The sequence below is a fragment of the Micromonospora sp. NPDC047738 genome (genome assembly GCF_040642675.1).
GTDB lineage: Bacteria > Actinomycetota > Actinomycetes > Mycobacteriales > Micromonosporaceae > Micromonospora.
Genome location: NZ_JBEYSO010000013.1, coordinates 111,193 through 128,683 on the forward strand (window position 1 = coordinate 111,193; position 17,491 = coordinate 128,683).

Genomic DNA, 17,491 nt, shown 5'->3' on the forward strand with positions numbered 1-17,491 from the left:
GCCGAAGACGTGGCGGTGGGCGGCGGGATGAACGCCGGCGCGCGGCGCTAGCGTCGGTCGGGTGACGGCGGTGGTGGCGGTGGTCGAGGCGTACGCCGGGTTGGCGCGGCGGGTGCTCGCGGCGCCGGCGCGGCTGGGGCGTACCCGACTGGTGGCCGTGGACGGGCCGAGCGGCGCGGGGAAGAGCCTGTTCGCGACCCGCCTCGCGGACGCCCTCGCCGCGCTGCCCGGCGGTGAGCGGCCGCCGGTGGTCCGCACCGACGACCTGCTGGACGGCTGGGACGACCAGCTCACCTTCTGGCCCCGGCTGGAGCGGTGGGTGCTCGCGCCGGTACGCGCGGGCCGGCCGGGGGCCTACCGCCGGTACAGCTGGCTGCGGCGGTGCTTCCTGGACGGGGCGGTGCCGGTGCCCGCCGGGCCGGTGCTGATCGTCGAGGGGGTGAGCGCCGCCCGCGCGGCGATCCGGCCGGAGCTGACCCTGTCGGTGTTCGTCACCGCGCCGGCGGAGCTGCGGCTGTCCCGCGCGCTCGCCCGCGACGGCACGGAGATCCTGCCCGAGCTGCGCCGCTGGCACGTCGGGGAGCGGGCGCACTTCGCCGCGGACGGCACCGAAGCCGTGGTGGACGTCGTGGTCGACGCCGCGCCCGCCCTGCCGCACGACGCCGACCGGTACTACGTCCGCCGCCCCCGACCGGACCGGGTCCCGCGCACCCGTCAGGTGGTTGGTGCACCGGTACCGGCGCCACCGGGTCCCGGCGGTGCTCTCCGGGCAGGTCACGGGGACGGGCTCGGGAGGTGACCCCGGTAAGGCCGGCATACGATGCCGGTCATGACCACACCGATCATGTCCGAGTCCGAGGTACGGGCCGCCGTCGAGCGTGAGCTGCCCGGAGTCCGTGCCGACCTGGAACGCCTCGTCCGCATCCCGGGCATCGCCTTCGACGGCTTCGACCACTCGCACCTGGAGCGCTCCGCCGAGGCGGTGGCGGAGCTGCTGCGCGGCTGCGGCCTCGACACCAAGATCGTGCGTTCCGGCGGCCAGCCGGCGGTGATCGGGAAGAAGCCGGCCCCGCCCGGCGCGCCCACCGTGCTGATGTACGCCCACCACGACGTGCAGCCGGTCGGCGACCTGTCGCTGTGGGAGTCCGACCCGTTCGAGCCGGTGGAGCGGGACGGCCGCCTCTACGGCCGGGGCGCGGCCGACGACAAGGCCGGCATTATGGCGCACATCGCCGCGCTGCGTGCCTTCGGCGACCGGCTCCCGGTCGGCGTGGTCCTGTTCATCGAGGGCGAGGAGGAGTACGGCTCGGACTCGCTGGAGCAGCTGCTCATCGCGCACCGCGAGGAGCTGGCCGCGGACGTCATCGTCATCGCCGACTCGACCAACTGGGACGTTGGCGTGCCCGCGCTGACCACCTCGCTGCGCGGCATCGTCAACTGCTTCGTCGAGGTGCGCACCCTCGACCACGCCGTGCACAGCGGCATGTTCGGCGGCGCCGTGCCGGACGCCCTCACCACGCTGGCCAGGCTGCTCGCCACGCTGCACGACGCCGCTGGGAACGTGGCCGTCGAGGGCCTCGTCGGCCGGGAGGGCGCCACGGTCGACTACCCCGAGGACCGGTTCCGCGCCGAGGCCGGGCTGGTCTACGGGGCTGAGCTCTTCGGCACCGGCCGGATCACCGACCGGCTCTGGACCAAGCCGGCCCTCGCGGTGCTCGGCATCGACGCCCCGGCCACCGGGGAGGCGCCGAACGCGCTGGTCCCGGCCGCCAAGGCCAAGCTGAGCGTACGGCTGGCGCCGGGCGACGACCCGAAGCAGGCGTACGCGGCGCTGATCGCCCACCTGGAGAAGCACGCGCCGTGGGGCGCGCAGGTGACGGTGACCTTCGAGCACGACGGCGCCCCCTGCGTCATCGACGCCACCGGGCCGATGTTCGAGGCGGCGCGGGCGGCCTTCCGGGGCGCCTGGGACGGCGTCGACCCGGTCGACATCGGCGTCGGCGGTTCGATCCCGTTCATCGCCACCTTCCAGGAGATGTTCCCCGAGGCGGCGATCCTGGTGACCGGCGTCGAGGACCCGCACGCCCGGGCCCACGGGCCGAACGAGAGCCTGCACCTGGGCGAGTTCGCCCGGGTCTGCCTGGCCGAGGCGATGCTGCTGGCGAAGGTCGCCGAGGCGGGCGCGAACCGGGGCTAGTTTCCGGCCCCGCCCGGTGTCGGAAGCGTAACTTCGCAGCCGATGTCGCAGTTTGCCGTGTGTCGGGCGCGGGGGTGTTATAGCCTCTCGAACATGCGTACGAACGACGAGATGGCGCGGCTCCAGGCCGCCGTGAGTGCTCTGGGGGACGTCGACGTCTCCGCGTGGCCCGAGGACACGCTCAAGGAACAGCTCGGCGAGCTCTCCGCCGCGCTGGTCGCGCTCGACACGCTGCTCACCCGGATCGCCGACGAGGTCCGCGCGCGTGGCCTGCGGATCGAGGAGCCGGTCTCGGCCTGACCGGGACCGGCTCCGCCGCGGCCGCCGCTTCCCGGCCGACCATCGATCGCCCGCCGCCCGATGAGGGCACTTTTACCGAAAGAGTGCCTATCCGACGCGGAATGGCCACACTTTCGGTGAACCTGCGCAGACAGGGTGCCGGGGCGGGGGGTGGTGTTGGGCGTCCCGGCCGGGTGGCGCGCGGGACCCGTCGCCCGGCCGGGATGCGCCATCCCGTCGGAGGTGGCTGGCAGGATGGGACACGTGCGGTTCCTCGACCTGGCGGCCACCTCCGCCGCGGTGGGCGCCACCAGCGGCCGGCGGGCCAAGGTGGAGCTGCTCGCCGCCGCGCTGCGGTCGCTCGACCCGGCCGAGGTCCCGGCGGGCGCCGGCTATCTCGCCGGTGAGCTGCGCCAACGGCAGACCGGCGTGGGCTGGGCCAGCCTGCGCGACCTGCCGCCGCCGGCCGCCGAGCCGACCCTGACCGTGGCCGGCGTCGACGCGGCGATCGACGAGCTCGCGGCGGTCCGCGGTGCCGGCTCGCAGGCCCGCCGGCGCGAGCTGCTCGGCCGGCTCTTCGCCGCGGCCACCGCCGACGAGCAGCGGCTGCTGGTCGGCCTGTTCAGCGGTGAGCTGCGCCAGGGCGCCCAGGCCGGCCTGCTCGCCGACGCGGTGGCGCGGGCCGCCGAGGTGCCGCTGGCGGCCGTCCGGCGGGCCCTGCTGCTCGCCGGCGACCTGCGCGAGGTGGCGGTCGCGGCGCTCTCCGGCGGCGCGGCGGCGCTGGCCGGCTTCGGGCTCCAGGTGGGCCGTCCGCTGGCCCCGATGCTGGCGCAGAGCGCCCCCTCGGTGGACGAGGCGCTCGCCGCCACCGGCACCCCGGCGGTGGTCGACGTGAAGCTCGACGGCATCCGGATCCAGGTGCACCGCTCCGGGCAGGACATCGCGGTCTTCACCCGCAGCCTGGACGACATCACCGCCCGGCTGCCCGAGGTGGTGGCCGCCGTCCGCGCCCTCCCGGCGCGGGAGTTGGTGCTCGACGGCGAGGCGATCGGGCTGGACGCCACCGGCCGCCCCGTGCCCTTCCAGGAGACCTCCAGCCGGGCCGCCCGGCGCACCACGCCCAGCACCACCGGCGGTACGGCGGTGGCCCCGGCCGTGCTCGCCGCCGCCGAGCGCACCGGCGACACGGTGCTTACCCCGTACTTCTTCGACCTGCTGCACCTCGACGGGGTGGACCTGATCGACCTGCCCGGCCGGGAACGCTGGGCCGCGCTGGCCGGTGCGGTCGACCCGTCACTGCTGGTCGGGCGGATGGAGGTGGACGGCCCGGAGCAGGCCGGTGCCGCCTTCGCGGCCGCGGTCGACGCCGGTCAGGAGGGGGTGGTGGTCAAGGACCCGGCCGCCCCCTACGATGCCGGCCGGCGCGGCTCGGCGTGGGTCAAGGTCAAGCCCCGGCACACCCTCGACCTCGTGGTGCTGGCTGTGGAGTGGGGCAGCGGGCGCCGGCAGGGCTGGCTCTCCAACCTGCACCTCGGCGCCCGGGACCCGCACACCGGCGAGTTCGTCATGCTCGGCAAGACGTTCAAGGGGCTCAGCGACGAGTTGCTGCGCTGGCAGACGGAGCGCTTCCTCGACCTGGCCGTGGAGAAGGGCGACTGGGTGGTCCGGGTCCGCCCCGAGCAGGTGGTCGAGATCGCGTTCGACGGGGTGCAGACCAGCAGCCGCTACCCGGGTGGCGTGGCGCTGCGGTTCGCCCGGGTGGTGCGCTACCGGGACGACAAGACCGCCGCCGAGGCCGACACCATCGACGCGGTCCGGGCCATCCACGCCGGGCGCCCCACCGGGTGAGTCGGCGCCGCCGGAGGCGGTACGCGGGCCGCCCGGCGCCGCGGTGTGCCCGCCGGCGGACCGCCCCGATCAGTGCGCGTCGGTCACGTGGCGGCGGGCTCGGCGGCCCGGTCGACCGGCTTACGCGGCTTGTCCAGGCCGGCCGCGTGCCGCGCCTCCCGGCGCGCCACCCAGCCGTAGCCGAAGAGGCTCATGGCGGCGAAGAGCCACCACTGCACCACGTATCCGAAGTTCTGCCAGTTGTTGGTGTGCCCGATCGGGACGGCCTGGAAGGCCGGGTCGGCGGCCGGCGTCTGCTGGTCGAGCAGGACGTAGCCGCCAGCCACCGGGTAGGGCAGCTGCCTGGCGAGGCGGGGGAGGCTGATCCGCCGGGTCTCCAGCTTGCCGTTGCGCCGGTCGACCGCGCCGCCACCGCTCTCACTGGCCACCACCCGGCCGGTGACCGTCACGTCGCCGCTGGGCGCGGCCGGCACCTGCGGCTGGGCGGTGGCGTCGCCGCCCGGGGCGGGCGGGATCCAGCCCCGGTTGACCAGCACGGCGGTGCCGTCTTCGAGGACGAGCGGGGTGAGCACCTCGAAGCCGACCTCCCGACCGATCGTGCGGCCGCGGACCAGGACCAGGTTCGTGGTGTCGTACCGGCCGGTGACGGTGACCTTGGACCAGGTGAGCTGGTCGGCCGGGGCCGGGCCGGTGGTGCCGGGCCCACCGGTCGGGGCGGGCAGGGCGTCGCGCAGCGGCGCGGGGGCCATGGTGGAGCCGGCGTCGATCCGCTCGTTGATCGCCGTACGGCCCCGGTAGCGGTCCAGCTGCCAGTTGCCGAGGAACACCATCACCGCGGCGGCGACCAGGGTGAGCGCGAGATAGCCCAGCCAGCGCGGGGTCAGCAGGAACCGGTACACGTCACAGAAGGCTACCCGTATGAGCCGGGCCACTGACCCGGACCGGGCCGGAACCGGTCGGCCGGCGGCCGTCGCCGGTCGGTCCAGGCGGGTATGGTCACGCGGGCGGAAATCACCGCGCACCGCCCACCGCGTACGTCCCGTCGCCTACGAGGAGTCGATGATGACCGTCGTGCCGCGCGTCGTGCTGAGCGCGCCCTCCTCGGGTCACGGCACCGGTGCCCTCTCCCTCGGTCTGCTGGCCGCCCTGGCCGAGCGGGGGCTGGACGTGGCGGGCTTCAAGATCGGGCCGGACCAGGTGGACGCGGCGTACCTGGGGTTGGCCGCCGGGCGGCCGGGGCGGAACCTGGACCCGCGGCTGGTCGGGCCGGAGCGGATCGCGCCGCTCTTCGCACACGGCAGCGCCGGGGCGGGCTTCGCGCTGGTGCAGGGCACCCTGGGGCTCTACGACTCGATCACCGGCCGGCCGGAGGCCGAGTCCACCGCCGCCGTCGCCACCGCCCTGCGCAGCCCGGTGGTGCTGGTGGTGGACGTGGCCGCGATGGGCCAGTCGGTGGCCGCCCTGGTGCACGGCTTCCGCGCCTACGACGAGCAGCTCTGGCTGGGCGGCGTGATCCTCAATCGGGTGGCGTCGCCCCGGCACGAGGCGATGCTGCGCCTGGCGCTCGACGACGTCGGGGTGCCGGTCTACGGGGCGCTGCGCCGCCACGAGCTGCCCCCGGTGCTCCCGGCCCGCCGGCACGGCATGGTCCCGGTGGTCCAGCGGGACGGCGAGGCGCTGCGGGCGGTGGGCCGACTGGGCGAGGCGGTGGCCACCATGGTCGACCTGGACCGGCTGCTGGTGCTGGCCCGCTCCGCGCCGGAGTTGGCGGTCGAGCCCTGGTCGCCCACGTCGGTGGGTGGCGCGCCGGCCGGGGAGCGGCCGGTGGTGGCGCTGGCCGGCGGCCCGGGCGGCAGCTACAGCCATCCGGAGACGGCCGAGTTGCTGTGCGCCGCCGGGGCCGAGGTGGTCACCGTCGACCCGCTGCGGGACGAGGCGCTGCCCGCCGGGACCCGCGCGCTGGTCGTCGGCGGCGGGCTCCCCGAGTCGTACGCGGAGCAGCTCTCCGCCAACCGCCGGCTCTGCATCGCCGTGGCCGAGCTGGCCCGCACCGGTCGACCGGTGATCGCCGAGGGCGCCGGGCTGCTCTGGCTGGCCCGGGAGCTGGACGGACTGCCCATGTGCGGAGTGCTCGACACGATCGGGTCGAGCCGGGACGGTCTGGTGATCGGCTACCGGGAGGCGACCGCCAGCACCGACAGCGTGCTGGCCCCGGCCGGCACCAAGGTGGTCGGGCACAAGCAGCACGCCGCCGTGCTCACCCCGCGGGCCGGCGAGCGGGCGGCGTGGAGCTGGCCGGCTGGTGCCCCGGAGGGCTTCGTCTGGCGGGGCGTGCACGCCTCACAGCTCGTGCCGCACTGGGCCGCGTACCCGGAGATCGCGGCCCGGCTGGTCGCGGCGGCCGTGGCGCCGGCGGAGGCCCCGGCGTGATCGGGCAGGTGGCGGTGCGCCGCTTCCCGGCGCTGACCGTCTCCACCCCGCGCACCGAGGTGCGCCCGCTCGTGGCGGCCGACGCCGAGGCGGCGGACGAGGTGTTCGGGGACCGGCAGACTCAGCGCTGGCTGCCGCTGGCCGAGTCGTCGGGGCGGATCGACGGGCGCGCCTGGTGCACCGAGCTGGCCCGGCAGCGCCGGGACAGCGGCGACGGCGACCACTACGGGGTGGTCCGGCGGGAGGACCAGCGGGTGGTCGGCTGCCTCTGGACCCGGCGCACCGACTGGGGCGCCCGACTGACCGAGGTGTCGTACGCGATCGCGCCGCACGCCCGGGGCTACGGCCTGGCGGCCGAGGCGGTGGACGCGGTGGCCATCGCGCTGATCCTGGAGCACGGCTTCCAGCGGGTCGAGCTGCGGGTGGCGCCGGGAAACGTGGCGTCCCGGCGGGTGGCCGAGAAGGCCGGTTTCAGCTACGAGGGCCTGCTCCGCAACGCCGGGTTCGTCCGCGGCGCCCGCGTCGACCTCGAAATCTGGTCCTTCGTCGCCGCCGACCTCCGCTGACCCTCCCAGCCCGGCAGGGCCCCCGGCCCCGGCACAGCGATCAAGAGGTTCGCGTCAAGATCCGGGCGATCCTGGACGCAAACCTCTTGATCAACTAACCCGGGCGCACCCCCGGGTCGTCGTCAGCCGACGATCTGGTCGGACGGTGGGGTGAACTGGCGGGTGGGCTGGCCCTTGAGCGCGTCGCGCAGCGTCATCGCCACCGCATCGACGGGCACCTGGGACAGCCCGTCACCCACCGCGTTGAACGGGTTGTCCGGGTCGGCGATGAAGCTCGCCGCGGCCAGCTCCGGGGTGTAGCCGGCGAACCAGGCGGACCGGGTGCTGTCGGTGGTACCGGTCTTGCCGGCGACCGGGCGGCCGACCGTGCCCCGGACGCTGTCGGCGGTGGACCAGCCGCCGCAGCCGCCCTTGGCCGGGGTGTCACCGGTCGGGCAGCGGGCGGCGTCGGTGGCGGCCCGGGCCGCGTCCGCGCTGACCACCTGCCGGCAGCGCGGCTTGGCGACCTCCCGCTCCACCCCGCCCGCAGTGGTGTACATGGCCGGCGTGCCGTCCCGGTTCAGGATCGAGTTGACCGGGATGGCCTCGCAGTACCGGCCGTCGGCGGCCACCGCGGCGTACGCGTTCGCCATCTCCAGCGGGGTGGCGTCGGAGACGCCCAGGGTGAACGCGCCCCACTTGTTTGCCTTGTCCGGCGAGGCGTGGTCACGGTCCACGTCGGTACGCCAGCGCAGCCCGAGCTGCTCGGCCAGGCGCACCCCCTTCTCCGCGCCGATCTTCTCCTCCAGCTGCACGAAGAAGGTGTTCACCGATTTGCCGAAGCCGGACCACATGGTCTGTACGCCGGTCATCGCGCCGCTGGCGTTGACCGGGGCCCACCCGTCGTAGATGGCCGACTGGTACTTGAACGGCGAGTTGATGGTGTCGGAGAGCTTCGTCCCGGAGTTGAGCGCGGCGAGCATCGTGAACATCTTGAACGTCGATCCGGCCTGGTAGCCGGGGAGTGTTCCCCCGCCGAGCAGCGGCGCGACGGTGTTCGGATAGTTCGCCTTGACGTTCGGGCCGGCCTCCGGGTTGGAGCTGTTCGGGTTCTCGCTCAGGTCGAGCGAGTAGGTCCGGTTCACCGCCATCGCCTTGATCCGTCCGGTGCCCGGCTCGGCGACCACGATTCCGTTGGCGAACGGGCTGCCGGTGCCGTCCTTGGCCCCCACGTTCTTCTCCGCCGCCTCCTGGATCTTCGGGTCGAGGGCGAGCACGATCCGATAGCCGCCGCGGCGCAGCTTGTCCATCCGTTCCAGGCGGTTGGCCCCGAACGCCGGCTGCGAACTCCACCAGTTCTTCAGGTAGTCGCAGTAGAAGCCCCAGGTCGCCCGGTACTTCTCGAGGAGCGCGGCGCAGTCGTTCGGCGGGTTGGTGAGCCGCAGCCGGATCGGCTCGGCCTTGGCCCGGGCGGCGGCGTCGGGCGACAGGTAGCCGAGGCGGGACATGTTGTCGAGCACGTAGTTGCGCCGGCCGGTGGCGTCCTTCTGGTCGGAGGTGATCGGGTCGTACTCCGACGGGGACTTCACCAGGCCGGCCAGGGTGGCCGCCTCGGTCGGGGTGAGGGTGGCCGGGGTCTTGGAGAAGAAGATCTGTGCGGCCGCGTAGATCCCGTACGCCCGGTGACCGAAGTAGGCCGAGTTGAGGTAGCGCTCGAGGATCTGTTCCTTGCTGAGGTGCTTCTCGATGTCGAGCGCCATGCGCATCTCCTTGACCTTGCGCAGGCTGGTCTGCTGGGTGGCTTCCTGGACCTCCTTCGGGGTCTTCGCGCTGTCCCGCAGGGCCATCCGGACGTACTGCATGGTCAGGGTCGAGGCGCCCTGGGAGACGCCGCCGGAGCGGGAGTTGGCGACGAAGGCGCGGGCCACGCCCTTCGGGTCGACGCCGCGGTGCTGGTAGAAGCGGTTGTCCTCGGCGGCGACGATCGCCTGCTGCACGTTCGGCGAGATGTCCTGGATCTTGGTGTACTGCCGGTACTCCTCGTAGAACATCGTCAGCACGGTCTTGCCGTCCGGCGCGTAGAGGTACGAGGTCTCGGCGGGTAGCGCGGTCTTGAGGATGTTCGTCTTCTGCTCCACTGCGTGTGCGGTGGCCTTGGCGCCGATGCCACTGAGGGCGGCCAGTGGAAACATCGCGGCGGAGACCACGATGCCGGCGATGAGCCCGGCGCGGAGGAGGAGAACGGCACGACCAGCGGAGGCACGGGGTCGGTTGCTCACGAGGTCAAGCTATGACATTTCCGATTCGGAAATGAGAAGAATTCATAAACGGGCGAGTGGGTCGAGCGGTGGTGACGCGTCCCACGCCGGGATCCGCTGTCCCGGGCGGCGGCTTCCCGGCAGGATCGCGGACATGCGTGCTCAGCTGACCGGGACGCCGGCCGCCGGCGGGCCGGGAGCGGACCGGCAGGACGAGCCCGACCTCGGGCACCACGGCGACGCCGAGGCGACCCCGGGGCTGGTCGACCTGGCCGTCAACGTCCGCCGCGCCCCGATGCCCGACTGGCTGGCCGACCCGCTCGTCGCGGCGCTGGGCGAGCTGGCCGCGTACCCCGATCCCGGTCCGGCCCGGGCCGCCGTCGCCGCCCGGCACGGGCGTACCCCGGAGGAGGTACTGCTCACCGCCGGCGCGGCGGAGGGCTTCGTGCTGATCGCCCGGGCGCTGCGCGACGCCCGGCGACCGGTCGTGGTGCACCCGCAGTTCACCGAGCCGGAGGCCGCGCTGCGGGCTGCCGGGCACGCCGTCGAGCGGGTCCTGCTCGACCCGGCCAACGGCTTCCGGCTCGACCCGGCCCGGGTACCCGCCGACGCCGACCTGGTGCTGGTCGGCAACCCCACCAACCCCACCTCGGTGCTGCACCCCGCCGCGCAGGTCGCCGCGCTCGCCCGCCCCGGCCGGGTGCTCGTGGTCGACGAGGCGTTCGCCGACACCACCGTCGCCCCTGGCGTGGCCGGCGAACCCGAGTCCCTGGCCGACCGCCGCGACCTGCCCGGCCTGGTGGTGGTCCGCAGCCTCACCAAGACCTGGGGGCTGGCCGGCCTGCGGATCGGCTACCTGCTCGGCGAGCCGGCGCTGCTCGCCCGGTTCGCCGCCGCCCAGCCGCTGTGGGCGGTCTCCACCCCCGCGCTCGCCGCCGCCATCGCCTGCGCGTCCCCGGCCGCCGTGGCGGCCGAGCGCGCCATCGCCGCCGGGCTCGCCGCCGACCGCGAGCACCTGGTGGCCCGCCTGTCCGGCCTCCCCGGGGTACGCGTCGCGGGCCGCCCGGCCAGCGCGTTCGTCCTGGTGCACCTGCCCGGCGCCGCCGGGGTGCGGGAGCGGCTGCGCGAGCGCGGCTGGGCGGTACGCCGGGGCGACACCTTCCCCGGGCTCGGCCCGGACTGGCTGCGGATCGCGGTGCGCGATCCGGCGACGACCGACGCGTTCACCGACGTGCTGGCGGAGATCCTGGAGGCATGATGCTGGAGTCCACCGTGGCGGCGATCCGGCCGCTCGACGAGACCGCCATGGCGGCGGCCCGCGAGCTGCAGGGCCGGCTGACCAAGCCCGCCGGCTCCCTCGGTGCGCTGGAGCCCCTCTCCGTACGGCTCGCCGGGCTGGCCGGGGCCTGCCCGCCGCCGCTGCCCGAGCCGGCCGCGGTGGCCATCTTCGCCGGCGACCACGGCGTGCACGCCCAGGGCGTGACCCCGTGGCCGCAGGAGGTCACCGCACAGATGATCGGCAACTTCCTGGCCGGCGGCGCGGTGGTCAACGCGTTCGCCCGGCAGGCCGGCGCCTCCGTCACCGTGGTCGACGTCGGCGTCGCCACCCCGCTCCCGGTCGACCCGGCGGACGCCGCCGACCCGGCCGGGCCCCGGCTGGTCGCCGCGGCCGTCCGCCCCGGCACCCGGGACATGACCGTGACCGCCGCGCTCACCAGGGACGAGGCGCGGGCGGCGGTGGAGACCGGCATCCGGATCGCCGGGGAACTGGTCGACGCCGGGGCGGGCATCCTGCTGACCGGTGACATGGGCATCGGCAACACCACCCCGGCCGCCGCGCTGGTCGCCGCGTTCACCGGGGCCGACCCGGCCGAGGTGACCGGGCGCGGCACCGGGGTGGACGACGGGACGTACGCGCGGAAGGTCGGCGTGGTGCGGGCGGCGCTCGACCGGCACGCGCCGGACCCGGCCGACCCGCTGGGCGTGCTGGCCGCGGTCGGCGGGCTGGAGCACGCCGCGCTGACCGGGCTGGTCCTGGGGGCCGTCGCGCGCCGGGTGCCCGTGCTGCTGGACGGGGTGATCGCGGTCAGCGCCGCGCTGGCGGCCGCCGCGTTCGCACCCGACGCGGTCGGGGCGATGGTCGCCGGGCACCGCTCCGCCGAGCCGGGCGCCACCGCCGCCCTGCGGCACCTCGGCCTCGACCCGCTGATCGACCTCGGGCTGCGCCTCGGTGAGGGCACCGGCGCGCTGCTCGCGCTCCCGGTCGTCACCGGCGCGGTCCGGGTGCTGCACGAGGTGGCCACCTTCGACTCGGCGGGCGTGGCGGAGAAGTGACTAGTCCTTACCCTCTTGGGCTGCGGCTGGCCGGCCGGCGGGTCGTCGTGGTGGGTGGGGGAGCGGTGGCCACCCGGCGGGTGCCCGCGCTGCTCGACGCCGGCGCGGACGTCCTGCTGGTCGCGCCGGAGCTCACCCCGGCGCTGCGGGCGCACGCCGACGCGGGCCGGCTGCACTGGGTGCCGCGCCGCTTCGCCCCCGCCGACCTGGACGGTGCCTGGCTGGTCCAGGTGGCCGTCGACGACCGGGCCGCCGCGGCCGCGGTCAGCGCTGTCGCCGCCGAGCGCCGGATCTTCTGTGTCCGCGCCGACGACCGGGCGGCGGCCACCGCGTGGACCCCGGCGGTGACCCGGCACGGCCCGGTCACCGTCGCCGTGCTCGGCGGCGGCGACCCGCGCCGCGCGATGGCCGTCCGGGACGCCGTCCGCGACCTGCTGAGCGTGCGTCCCCAACCGTCCGGTAGGACCGGCGGCGCACCCGGACGGGTGGCGCTGGTGGGCGCGGGGCCGGGTGATCCGGAGCTGATCACCGTGAAGGGTTGGCGGTTGCTCACCGGGGCGGACGTGGTGGTCGCCGACCGCCTCGTCCCCGGGCTGCTCCTCGACGAGCTGCGCCCCGACGTGGAGCTGGTCGACGCCTCGAAGATCCCGTACGGGCCGTCGCGCGCGCAGGAGGAGATCAACCGGATCCTGGTGGACCGGGCCCGGGCCGGGAAGTTCGTGGTCCGGCTCAAGGGCGGCGATCCGTACGTCTTCGGCCGGGGCGGGGAGGAGCTGCTGGCATGCGCCGAGGCGGGGGTACCGGTGACCGTGGTGCCCGGGGTGACCAGCGCCGTCGCCGTACCCGCGGTGGCCGGTGTGCCGGTCACCCACCGGGCGGTGGCGCACGAGTTCACCGTGGTCTCCGGCCACCTGGCCCCCGACTCGCCGGCGTCCCTCGTCCGCTGGGAGGCCCTCGCCGGCCTGCGCGGCACCCTGGTCGTCCTGATGGGCCTGAAGAACCTCGCCGCGATCAGCGCCACCCTGGTCGCCCACGGCCGCCCGGCGGAAACCCCGGTGGCCGTGGTCCAGGAGGGCACGACCAGCGGCCAGCGGACCCTCCGCTCGACGCTCGGCGCGGTGGCGGTCGACGTGCTCGAGGCAGGTGTCCGCCCGCCCGCCATCGTCGTCATCGGCGACGTGGTGGGGGTGCTCGACGTCTGACCCCTGGTCCGGGGCGTCGGGGTTTCCGGGGAGCCCGCTCGCTCCGGGCGGTCAGGCTTGATCCCTCCGCGAGCGGGCTCCCCGGAAACCCGGTCGTGGGTGGGGCCATCCGTCGCTGTGGAGGAACAGTAAGACGGCGGCCGGAGACTCCTCGTCTCCGGCCGCCGACCTCGCTGGTCAGGTCACTGCTTGAGCATGTTGTCCAGCAGCAGGGCGCAGCGGATCAGGCCGAGGTGGCTGTACGCCTGCGGGTGGTTGCCCAGGCCGCGCTCGGCGAGCGGGTCGTACTGCTCCGGGAGCAGCCCGGTCGGGCCCGCCGTGTCGATCATCTGGACGAACAGCTCCTCCGCGTCGGTGCGCCGGCCGGTGCGCAGGTACGCCTCGACCAACCACGCCGTGCAGATGTGGAAGCCGCCCTCCCGGCCGGGCAGGCCGTCGTCCCAGTGGTACCGGTAGACGACCGGGCCGCTGCGCAGGTCCGCCTCGATCTTGAGCACGGTGGACAGGAAGCGCGGGTCGTCGCCCGGGAGCAGCCCGGACAGGCCGATCCACAGTGACGAGGCGTCCATGTCCTCGTGCCCGTACGCGACGCTGTACGCCTCGGCCACCTCGTGCCAGCCGTACTCCAGCACGTTCGCGGCGATCCGGTCGCGCAGCTCCACCCACTCCGGCCGGTCCTCGTGGCCGTGCTGCCGGACCACGTGCAGTGCCCGATCGACGGTCATCCAGCACATGACCTTGGAGAAGATGTGGTGCCGCGGCGGGAGGCGGGCCTCCCAGATGCCGTGGTCGGGTTCGTGCCAGCGGCGGCGGACCGCCTCGACCATGTTGTCCAGCACCCGCCACTCGTCCTCGCGGACCGAGCCCCGCGCGTCGGCCACCGCGGCGATCAGGTCGGCGATCGGGCCGAAGACGTCGAGCTGCAGCTGGTGGTTGGCGAGGTTGCCGACCCGGACCGGTCGGGAGCCGGCATACCCGGGCAGGGTGTCGATGACCGCCTCGGCGCCCAGTTCGTACCCGTCGACGGTGTAGAGCGGGTGCAGTCGCTCCGGGTGCCCGCCGGTGCGCTCGACCACGCCGTCGATCCAGCGCAGCAGCGCCTCGGCCTCCTCGGTCGAGCCGAGGTCGACCAGGGCCCGCGCGGTCATCGACGCGTCCCGCAGCCAGCAGTAGCGGTAGTCCCAGTTCCGGACGCCGCCCAGCTCCTCGGGGAGCGAGGTGGTCGCCGCGGCGAGGATCGAGCCGCTGGGCTCGTGGCAGAGCGCGCGCAGGGTGAGCGCGCTGCGGGCGACCAGGTCCCGGGCGGTGCCGGGCAGCCGCAGCCCGGCCACCCAGTCCTTCCAGGGCTGCTCGGCGGCGGCCTGCCGCTCGTGGATCGGCACCGTGTGGTGTTCCAGGCTCTGCGTGCCGAAGCGCAGCTCCAGCACGACCTGCCCGCCGAGCGCGGACAGGTCGACCACGGCCTTTGCCGTCTCGTTCACCCCGTCGCTGGTGACGTCCCAGTTCAACCCGGGCGAGTAGAGCGCCATCGGCTCGTTGGAACCGAGCACCAGCAGGCCGTCGTCGATCGGCTGCAACTGCACCGCCACCTGGCCGAACTCGGGCCGAGGGGCGAAGTCCACCCGGGCCCGGCCGGTGCCGGTGAGCACCCGGACCAGCGTCGAGTCGCCGGTGACGACGGCCGGACCGTCCGGGGTGGTCTCCGCCGCCGGCACGTCCAGCCAGTCGGTGACGGTCAGCCCGGACCAGCGGGTCTCCACCGTCATGGTGCCGCTGCGGTAGCGCTGACCGAGCGGGATGCCGCCGCGTTCCGGCGAGATGCTGAAGTGCCCGGCCGGGCTGCCGCCGACCAGGTCGGCGAAGATTGCCGCCGAGTCCGGCTTCGGGTGGCACAGCCAGGTGATCTTGGCGTCCGGGGTGAGCAGCGCGACGGTCCGGCCGTTAGCCAGCATCGAGTGCCGCTCGATCGGCACCGCGCGTTCGCCGAAGAGCCAGTGCCGCCGGGTCTCCAGCAGCAGGCCCAGCGCCCGGGCCGCCTCGATCGGCTCGGCCACCCGGTAGTCGGCCTGGGTGTCGCCGGGGCCGATCTTGATGCCGACGTCCGGGCCGTGCAGGTTGCCGAAGGCGTTCTCGTCGGTGACGTCGTCGCCGATGAAGAGCACCGCGCTCGCCGCGAGCTGGGTGCGGAGCTGGTCGACGGCGGTGCCCTTGTGGGTGGCCACCACGGACAGCTCGATGACCTCCTTGCCCTGCGTGACGGTCACCTCGTCCCAGGTGGCCGGGCCGCTGCGCACCGCCTCGACGGCGGAGGCGGCCACCTGCGGGTCCACCCCGCGGGTGTGCATCGCGACGCTGGCCGGCTTGCGTTCCAGCCGTACGCCGGGGTGGTCGGCGGCGATCTGGCGCAGCGCGTCCCGCAGCCGGGTCCGCACCGCGATCAGCTCGGGGGAGAGCCGCTCGACGAAGCCGATGTCGAACTCCGAGCCGTGGCTGCCGACCAGGTGCACCTCGCTGGGCAGCCGGGAGAGCGTGGCCAGGTCGCGCAGCGCGCGCCCGGAGACCACCGCGACGGTGGTCTGCGGCAGCGAGGCCAGCGCGCGGACCGCGGCCACCGACTCGGGCAGCGGGACGGCCTTGCTCGGGTCCTCGACGATCGGCGCGAGCGTGCCGTCGTAGTCGCAGGCGACCAGGAGCTGCGGAACCCGGGCGATCCGGCCGATGGCGGCACGCAGCTCGGGATCCATGACGGGGTGGGTGGCGGTGCTGGGGGAGTTCACGCCGCCTCCGCATCGGGCACGCCGAGTTCGGTCAGGAACGACTTGGCCCAGTGCCCCACGTCGTGGGTGCGCAGGTGGCGTTGCATTATCCGCATCCGGCGGCGGGCCTCGGGTTTCTCGACGTGCACGGCGCGCAGCAGCGCGTCCTTGACCGCGTCGGGGTCGTGGGGGTTACACAGGAAGGCCTGGCGCAGCTCAGTGGCGGCGCCGGCGAACTCACTGAGCACGAGCGCGCCGCCCTGGTCGGCGCGCGATGCGACGTACTCCTTGGCCACCAGATTCATTCCGTCTCGCAGCGGGGTCACCATCATCACGTCTGCCGCGACGTACATCGCGGCAAGTTCGGAGCGACTGTACGACTGATGCAGATAATGCACCGCCGGCACGCCGACCCGTCCGAATTCACCATTAATCCGGCCGACCTCCCGCTCGACCTTCACTCGAAGTGCCTGGTAGTGCTCCACCCGTTCCCGGCTCGGCGTGGCCACCTGCACCATGACGGCGTCCGGAACTGTCAACTTTCCGTCAGCCAGGAGTTCGCGGAAGGCCTTGAGCCGCAGCTCGATGCCCTTGGTGTAGTCCAGCCGGTCGACGCCAAGGACGATCGTCTTCGGGTTGCCCAACTCCTCGCGGATCTGCTTGGCCCGGGCCTGGATCGCCGGGTCCTCGGCCAGCCGCTCCATCTCCCGGGTGTCGATGGAGATCGGGAAGGCGCCGGCCTTCACCTGCCGGCCGTCGACCTGGATCATCTGCCCCTCGTAGCGCAGCCCGAGCAGGTGCCGGGCGAGTCGGACGAAGTTCTGCGCGGCCAGCCGCTGCTGGAAGCCGACCAGGTCGGAGCCGAGCAGGCCGCGCAGGATCTCGGTCCGGAACGGCATCTGCATGAACAGCTCGATCGGCGGGAACGGGATGTGCAGGAAGAACCCGATCCGCAGGTCCGGCCGCAGCTCGCGGAGCATCGCCGGGACCAGCTGGAGCTGGTAGTCCTGCACCCAGACCGTCGCGCCCTCGGCCGCGACGTCCGCCGCGGCCTCCGCGAACCGGGCGTTGACCAGCCGGTACGTCTCGCGCCAGCGGCGCTTGTAGACCGGGGTCTCCACGGCGTCGTGGTAGAGCGGCCAGATCGTCGCGTTGGACTGGCCCTCGTAGTAGCGCTCCAACTCCTCGGCGCTCAGCGGCACCGGATGCAGCCGGATCCCCTCAAGGTCGAACGGCTCCGGCGCGGCCCCGGTGCCGCCGGCCCAGCCGACCCAGGTGCCCTGGTGGTCGGCGAGTACCGGATGCAGCGCGGTGACCAGCCCGCCCGGGCTCCGCCGCCACTGCCGTCCTTCGGGTGTGCTCACCTCGTCGACCGGCAGTCGGTTCGCCACTACGACAAAGGAGCTACGGACGGTCACGATCGGCCACCTCCGGGTGCTGACGGGTCCACCGCGATGAGCGTACTGAGCGTATCTGCGGCGTCTGTTCCCCCGTGCGGAGTCAGGTACCCGTCCCACCCCCACCGAACCACAGACGTGATCTTGTAGACAACCCCGACGAGCACCTCGACCAGTCGCTCGGGGCGGGGTGATGTGGGCGGAGCGGGCCGTACCTGTCAGGATTGACGGTGGCGTGCGCGTGG

General features: G+C 74.3%; 13 protein-coding genes. 9 read left to right on the forward strand and 4 right to left on the reverse strand.

Translation table 11 applies throughout. The features are described from left to right. Nucleotides 1–70: 70 nt before the first annotated feature. The 4 genes from ABZ783_RS21420 (at nucleotide 71) to ABZ783_RS21435 (ending at nucleotide 4,324) form a co-directional block, all read left to right on the forward strand. Complete coding sequence (locus ABZ783_RS21420; protein ID WP_357441097.1) at nucleotides 71–799, forward strand: hypothetical protein; 729 nt, start codon at nucleotides 71–73, stop codon at nucleotides 797–799. 45 nt (nucleotides 800–844) lie between these two features. Next, nucleotides 845–2,197 carry a dipeptidase gene (locus tag ABZ783_RS21425; protein WP_357441100.1) on the forward strand — a complete coding sequence of 451 codons (1,353 nt, stop codon included), beginning with the start codon at nucleotides 845–847 and terminating at the stop codon, nucleotides 2,195–2,197. Nucleotides 2,198–2,290: 93 nt separating this feature from the next. Further along, the gene (locus ABZ783_RS21430) at nucleotides 2,291–2,497 is read left to right on the forward strand and encodes a hypothetical protein (protein WP_357440937.1); all 207 of its coding nucleotides are present in this window, start codon (nucleotides 2,291–2,293) and stop codon (nucleotides 2,495–2,497) included. 234 nt (nucleotides 2,498–2,731) lie between these two features. Then, nucleotides 2,732–4,324 carry an ATP-dependent DNA ligase gene (locus tag ABZ783_RS21435; protein WP_357440942.1) on the forward strand — a complete coding sequence of 531 codons (1,593 nt, stop codon included), beginning with the start codon at nucleotides 2,732–2,734 and terminating at the stop codon, nucleotides 4,322–4,324. 83 nt (nucleotides 4,325–4,407) lie between these two features. Here the strand turns inward: ABZ783_RS21435 and ABZ783_RS21440 are convergent, their stop codons facing one another. Further along, nucleotides 4,408–5,223, reverse strand: a complete 816-nt coding sequence (locus ABZ783_RS21440; RefSeq protein ID WP_357440945.1) for an SURF1 family protein — start codon at nucleotides 5,221–5,223, stop codon at nucleotides 4,408–4,410. Between the two features lie 163 nt (nucleotides 5,224–5,386). On the opposite strand from ABZ783_RS21440, the gene ABZ783_RS21445 reads away from it, so the two are divergent. Together ABZ783_RS21445 and ABZ783_RS21450 are read left to right on the forward strand one after the other, a co-directional pair. Beyond that, nucleotides 5,387–6,754 (forward strand): cobyrinate a,c-diamide synthase, encoded by a 1,368-nt coding sequence (locus ABZ783_RS21445; RefSeq protein WP_357440947.1) that lies wholly within the window; start codon nucleotides 5,387–5,389, stop codon nucleotides 6,752–6,754. Next, nucleotides 6,751–7,320 (forward strand): GNAT family protein, encoded by a 570-nt coding sequence (locus tag ABZ783_RS21450; protein ID WP_357440950.1) that lies wholly within the window; start codon nucleotides 6,751–6,753, stop codon nucleotides 7,318–7,320. Before ABZ783_RS21445 ends, ABZ783_RS21450 begins: the two co-directional genes overlap by 4 nt. Nucleotides 7,321–7,442: 122 nt before the next feature. Here ABZ783_RS21450 and ABZ783_RS21455 read toward each other — a convergent pair whose 3' ends face one another. Then, the gene (locus ABZ783_RS21455; RefSeq protein ID WP_357440953.1) at nucleotides 7,443–9,578 is read right to left on the reverse strand and encodes a transglycosylase domain-containing protein; all 2,136 of its coding nucleotides are present in this window, start codon (nucleotides 9,576–9,578) and stop codon (nucleotides 7,443–7,445) included. 133 nt (nucleotides 9,579–9,711) lie between these two features. On the opposite strand from ABZ783_RS21455, the gene cobC reads away from it, so the two are divergent. The 3 genes from cobC to cobA are packed head-to-tail and all read left to right on the forward strand — an operon-like array spanning nucleotide 9,712 to nucleotide 13,093. After that, on the forward strand, nucleotides 9,712–10,815 hold the full coding sequence (gene cobC / locus ABZ783_RS21460) for an Rv2231c family pyridoxal phosphate-dependent protein CobC (RefSeq protein ID WP_357440956.1): 1,104 nt from the start codon (nucleotides 9,712–9,714) through the stop codon (nucleotides 10,813–10,815). Further along, nucleotides 10,815–11,891: a nicotinate-nucleotide--dimethylbenzimidazole phosphoribosyltransferase gene (gene cobT / locus ABZ783_RS21465; RefSeq protein ID WP_357441103.1), complete on the forward strand. Its 1,077-nt coding sequence runs from the start codon at nucleotides 10,815–10,817 to the stop codon at nucleotides 11,889–11,891. Before cobC ends, cobT begins: the two co-directional genes overlap by 1 nt. Continuing rightward, entirely contained in the window at nucleotides 11,888–13,093 is a 1,206-nt protein-coding gene (gene cobA / locus ABZ783_RS21470) for a uroporphyrinogen-III C-methyltransferase (RefSeq protein WP_357440959.1), read from the forward strand. The genes cobT and cobA overlap by 4 nt, the downstream gene beginning before the upstream one ends. Before the next feature lie 182 nt (nucleotides 13,094–13,275). On the opposite strand, the gene otsB is transcribed toward cobA, so the two are convergent. Together otsB and ABZ783_RS21480 are read right to left on the reverse strand one after the other, a co-directional pair. Continuing rightward, nucleotides 13,276–15,870 (reverse strand): trehalose-phosphatase, encoded by a 2,595-nt coding sequence (gene otsB, locus ABZ783_RS21475; protein WP_357440962.1) that lies wholly within the window; start codon nucleotides 15,868–15,870, stop codon nucleotides 13,276–13,278. After that, entirely contained in the window at nucleotides 15,867–17,267 is a 1,401-nt protein-coding gene (locus ABZ783_RS21480; RefSeq protein ID WP_073836622.1) for a trehalose-6-phosphate synthase, read from the reverse strand. The genes otsB and ABZ783_RS21480 overlap by 4 nt, the downstream gene beginning before the upstream one ends. Nucleotides 17,268–17,491 lie beyond the last annotated feature (224 nt).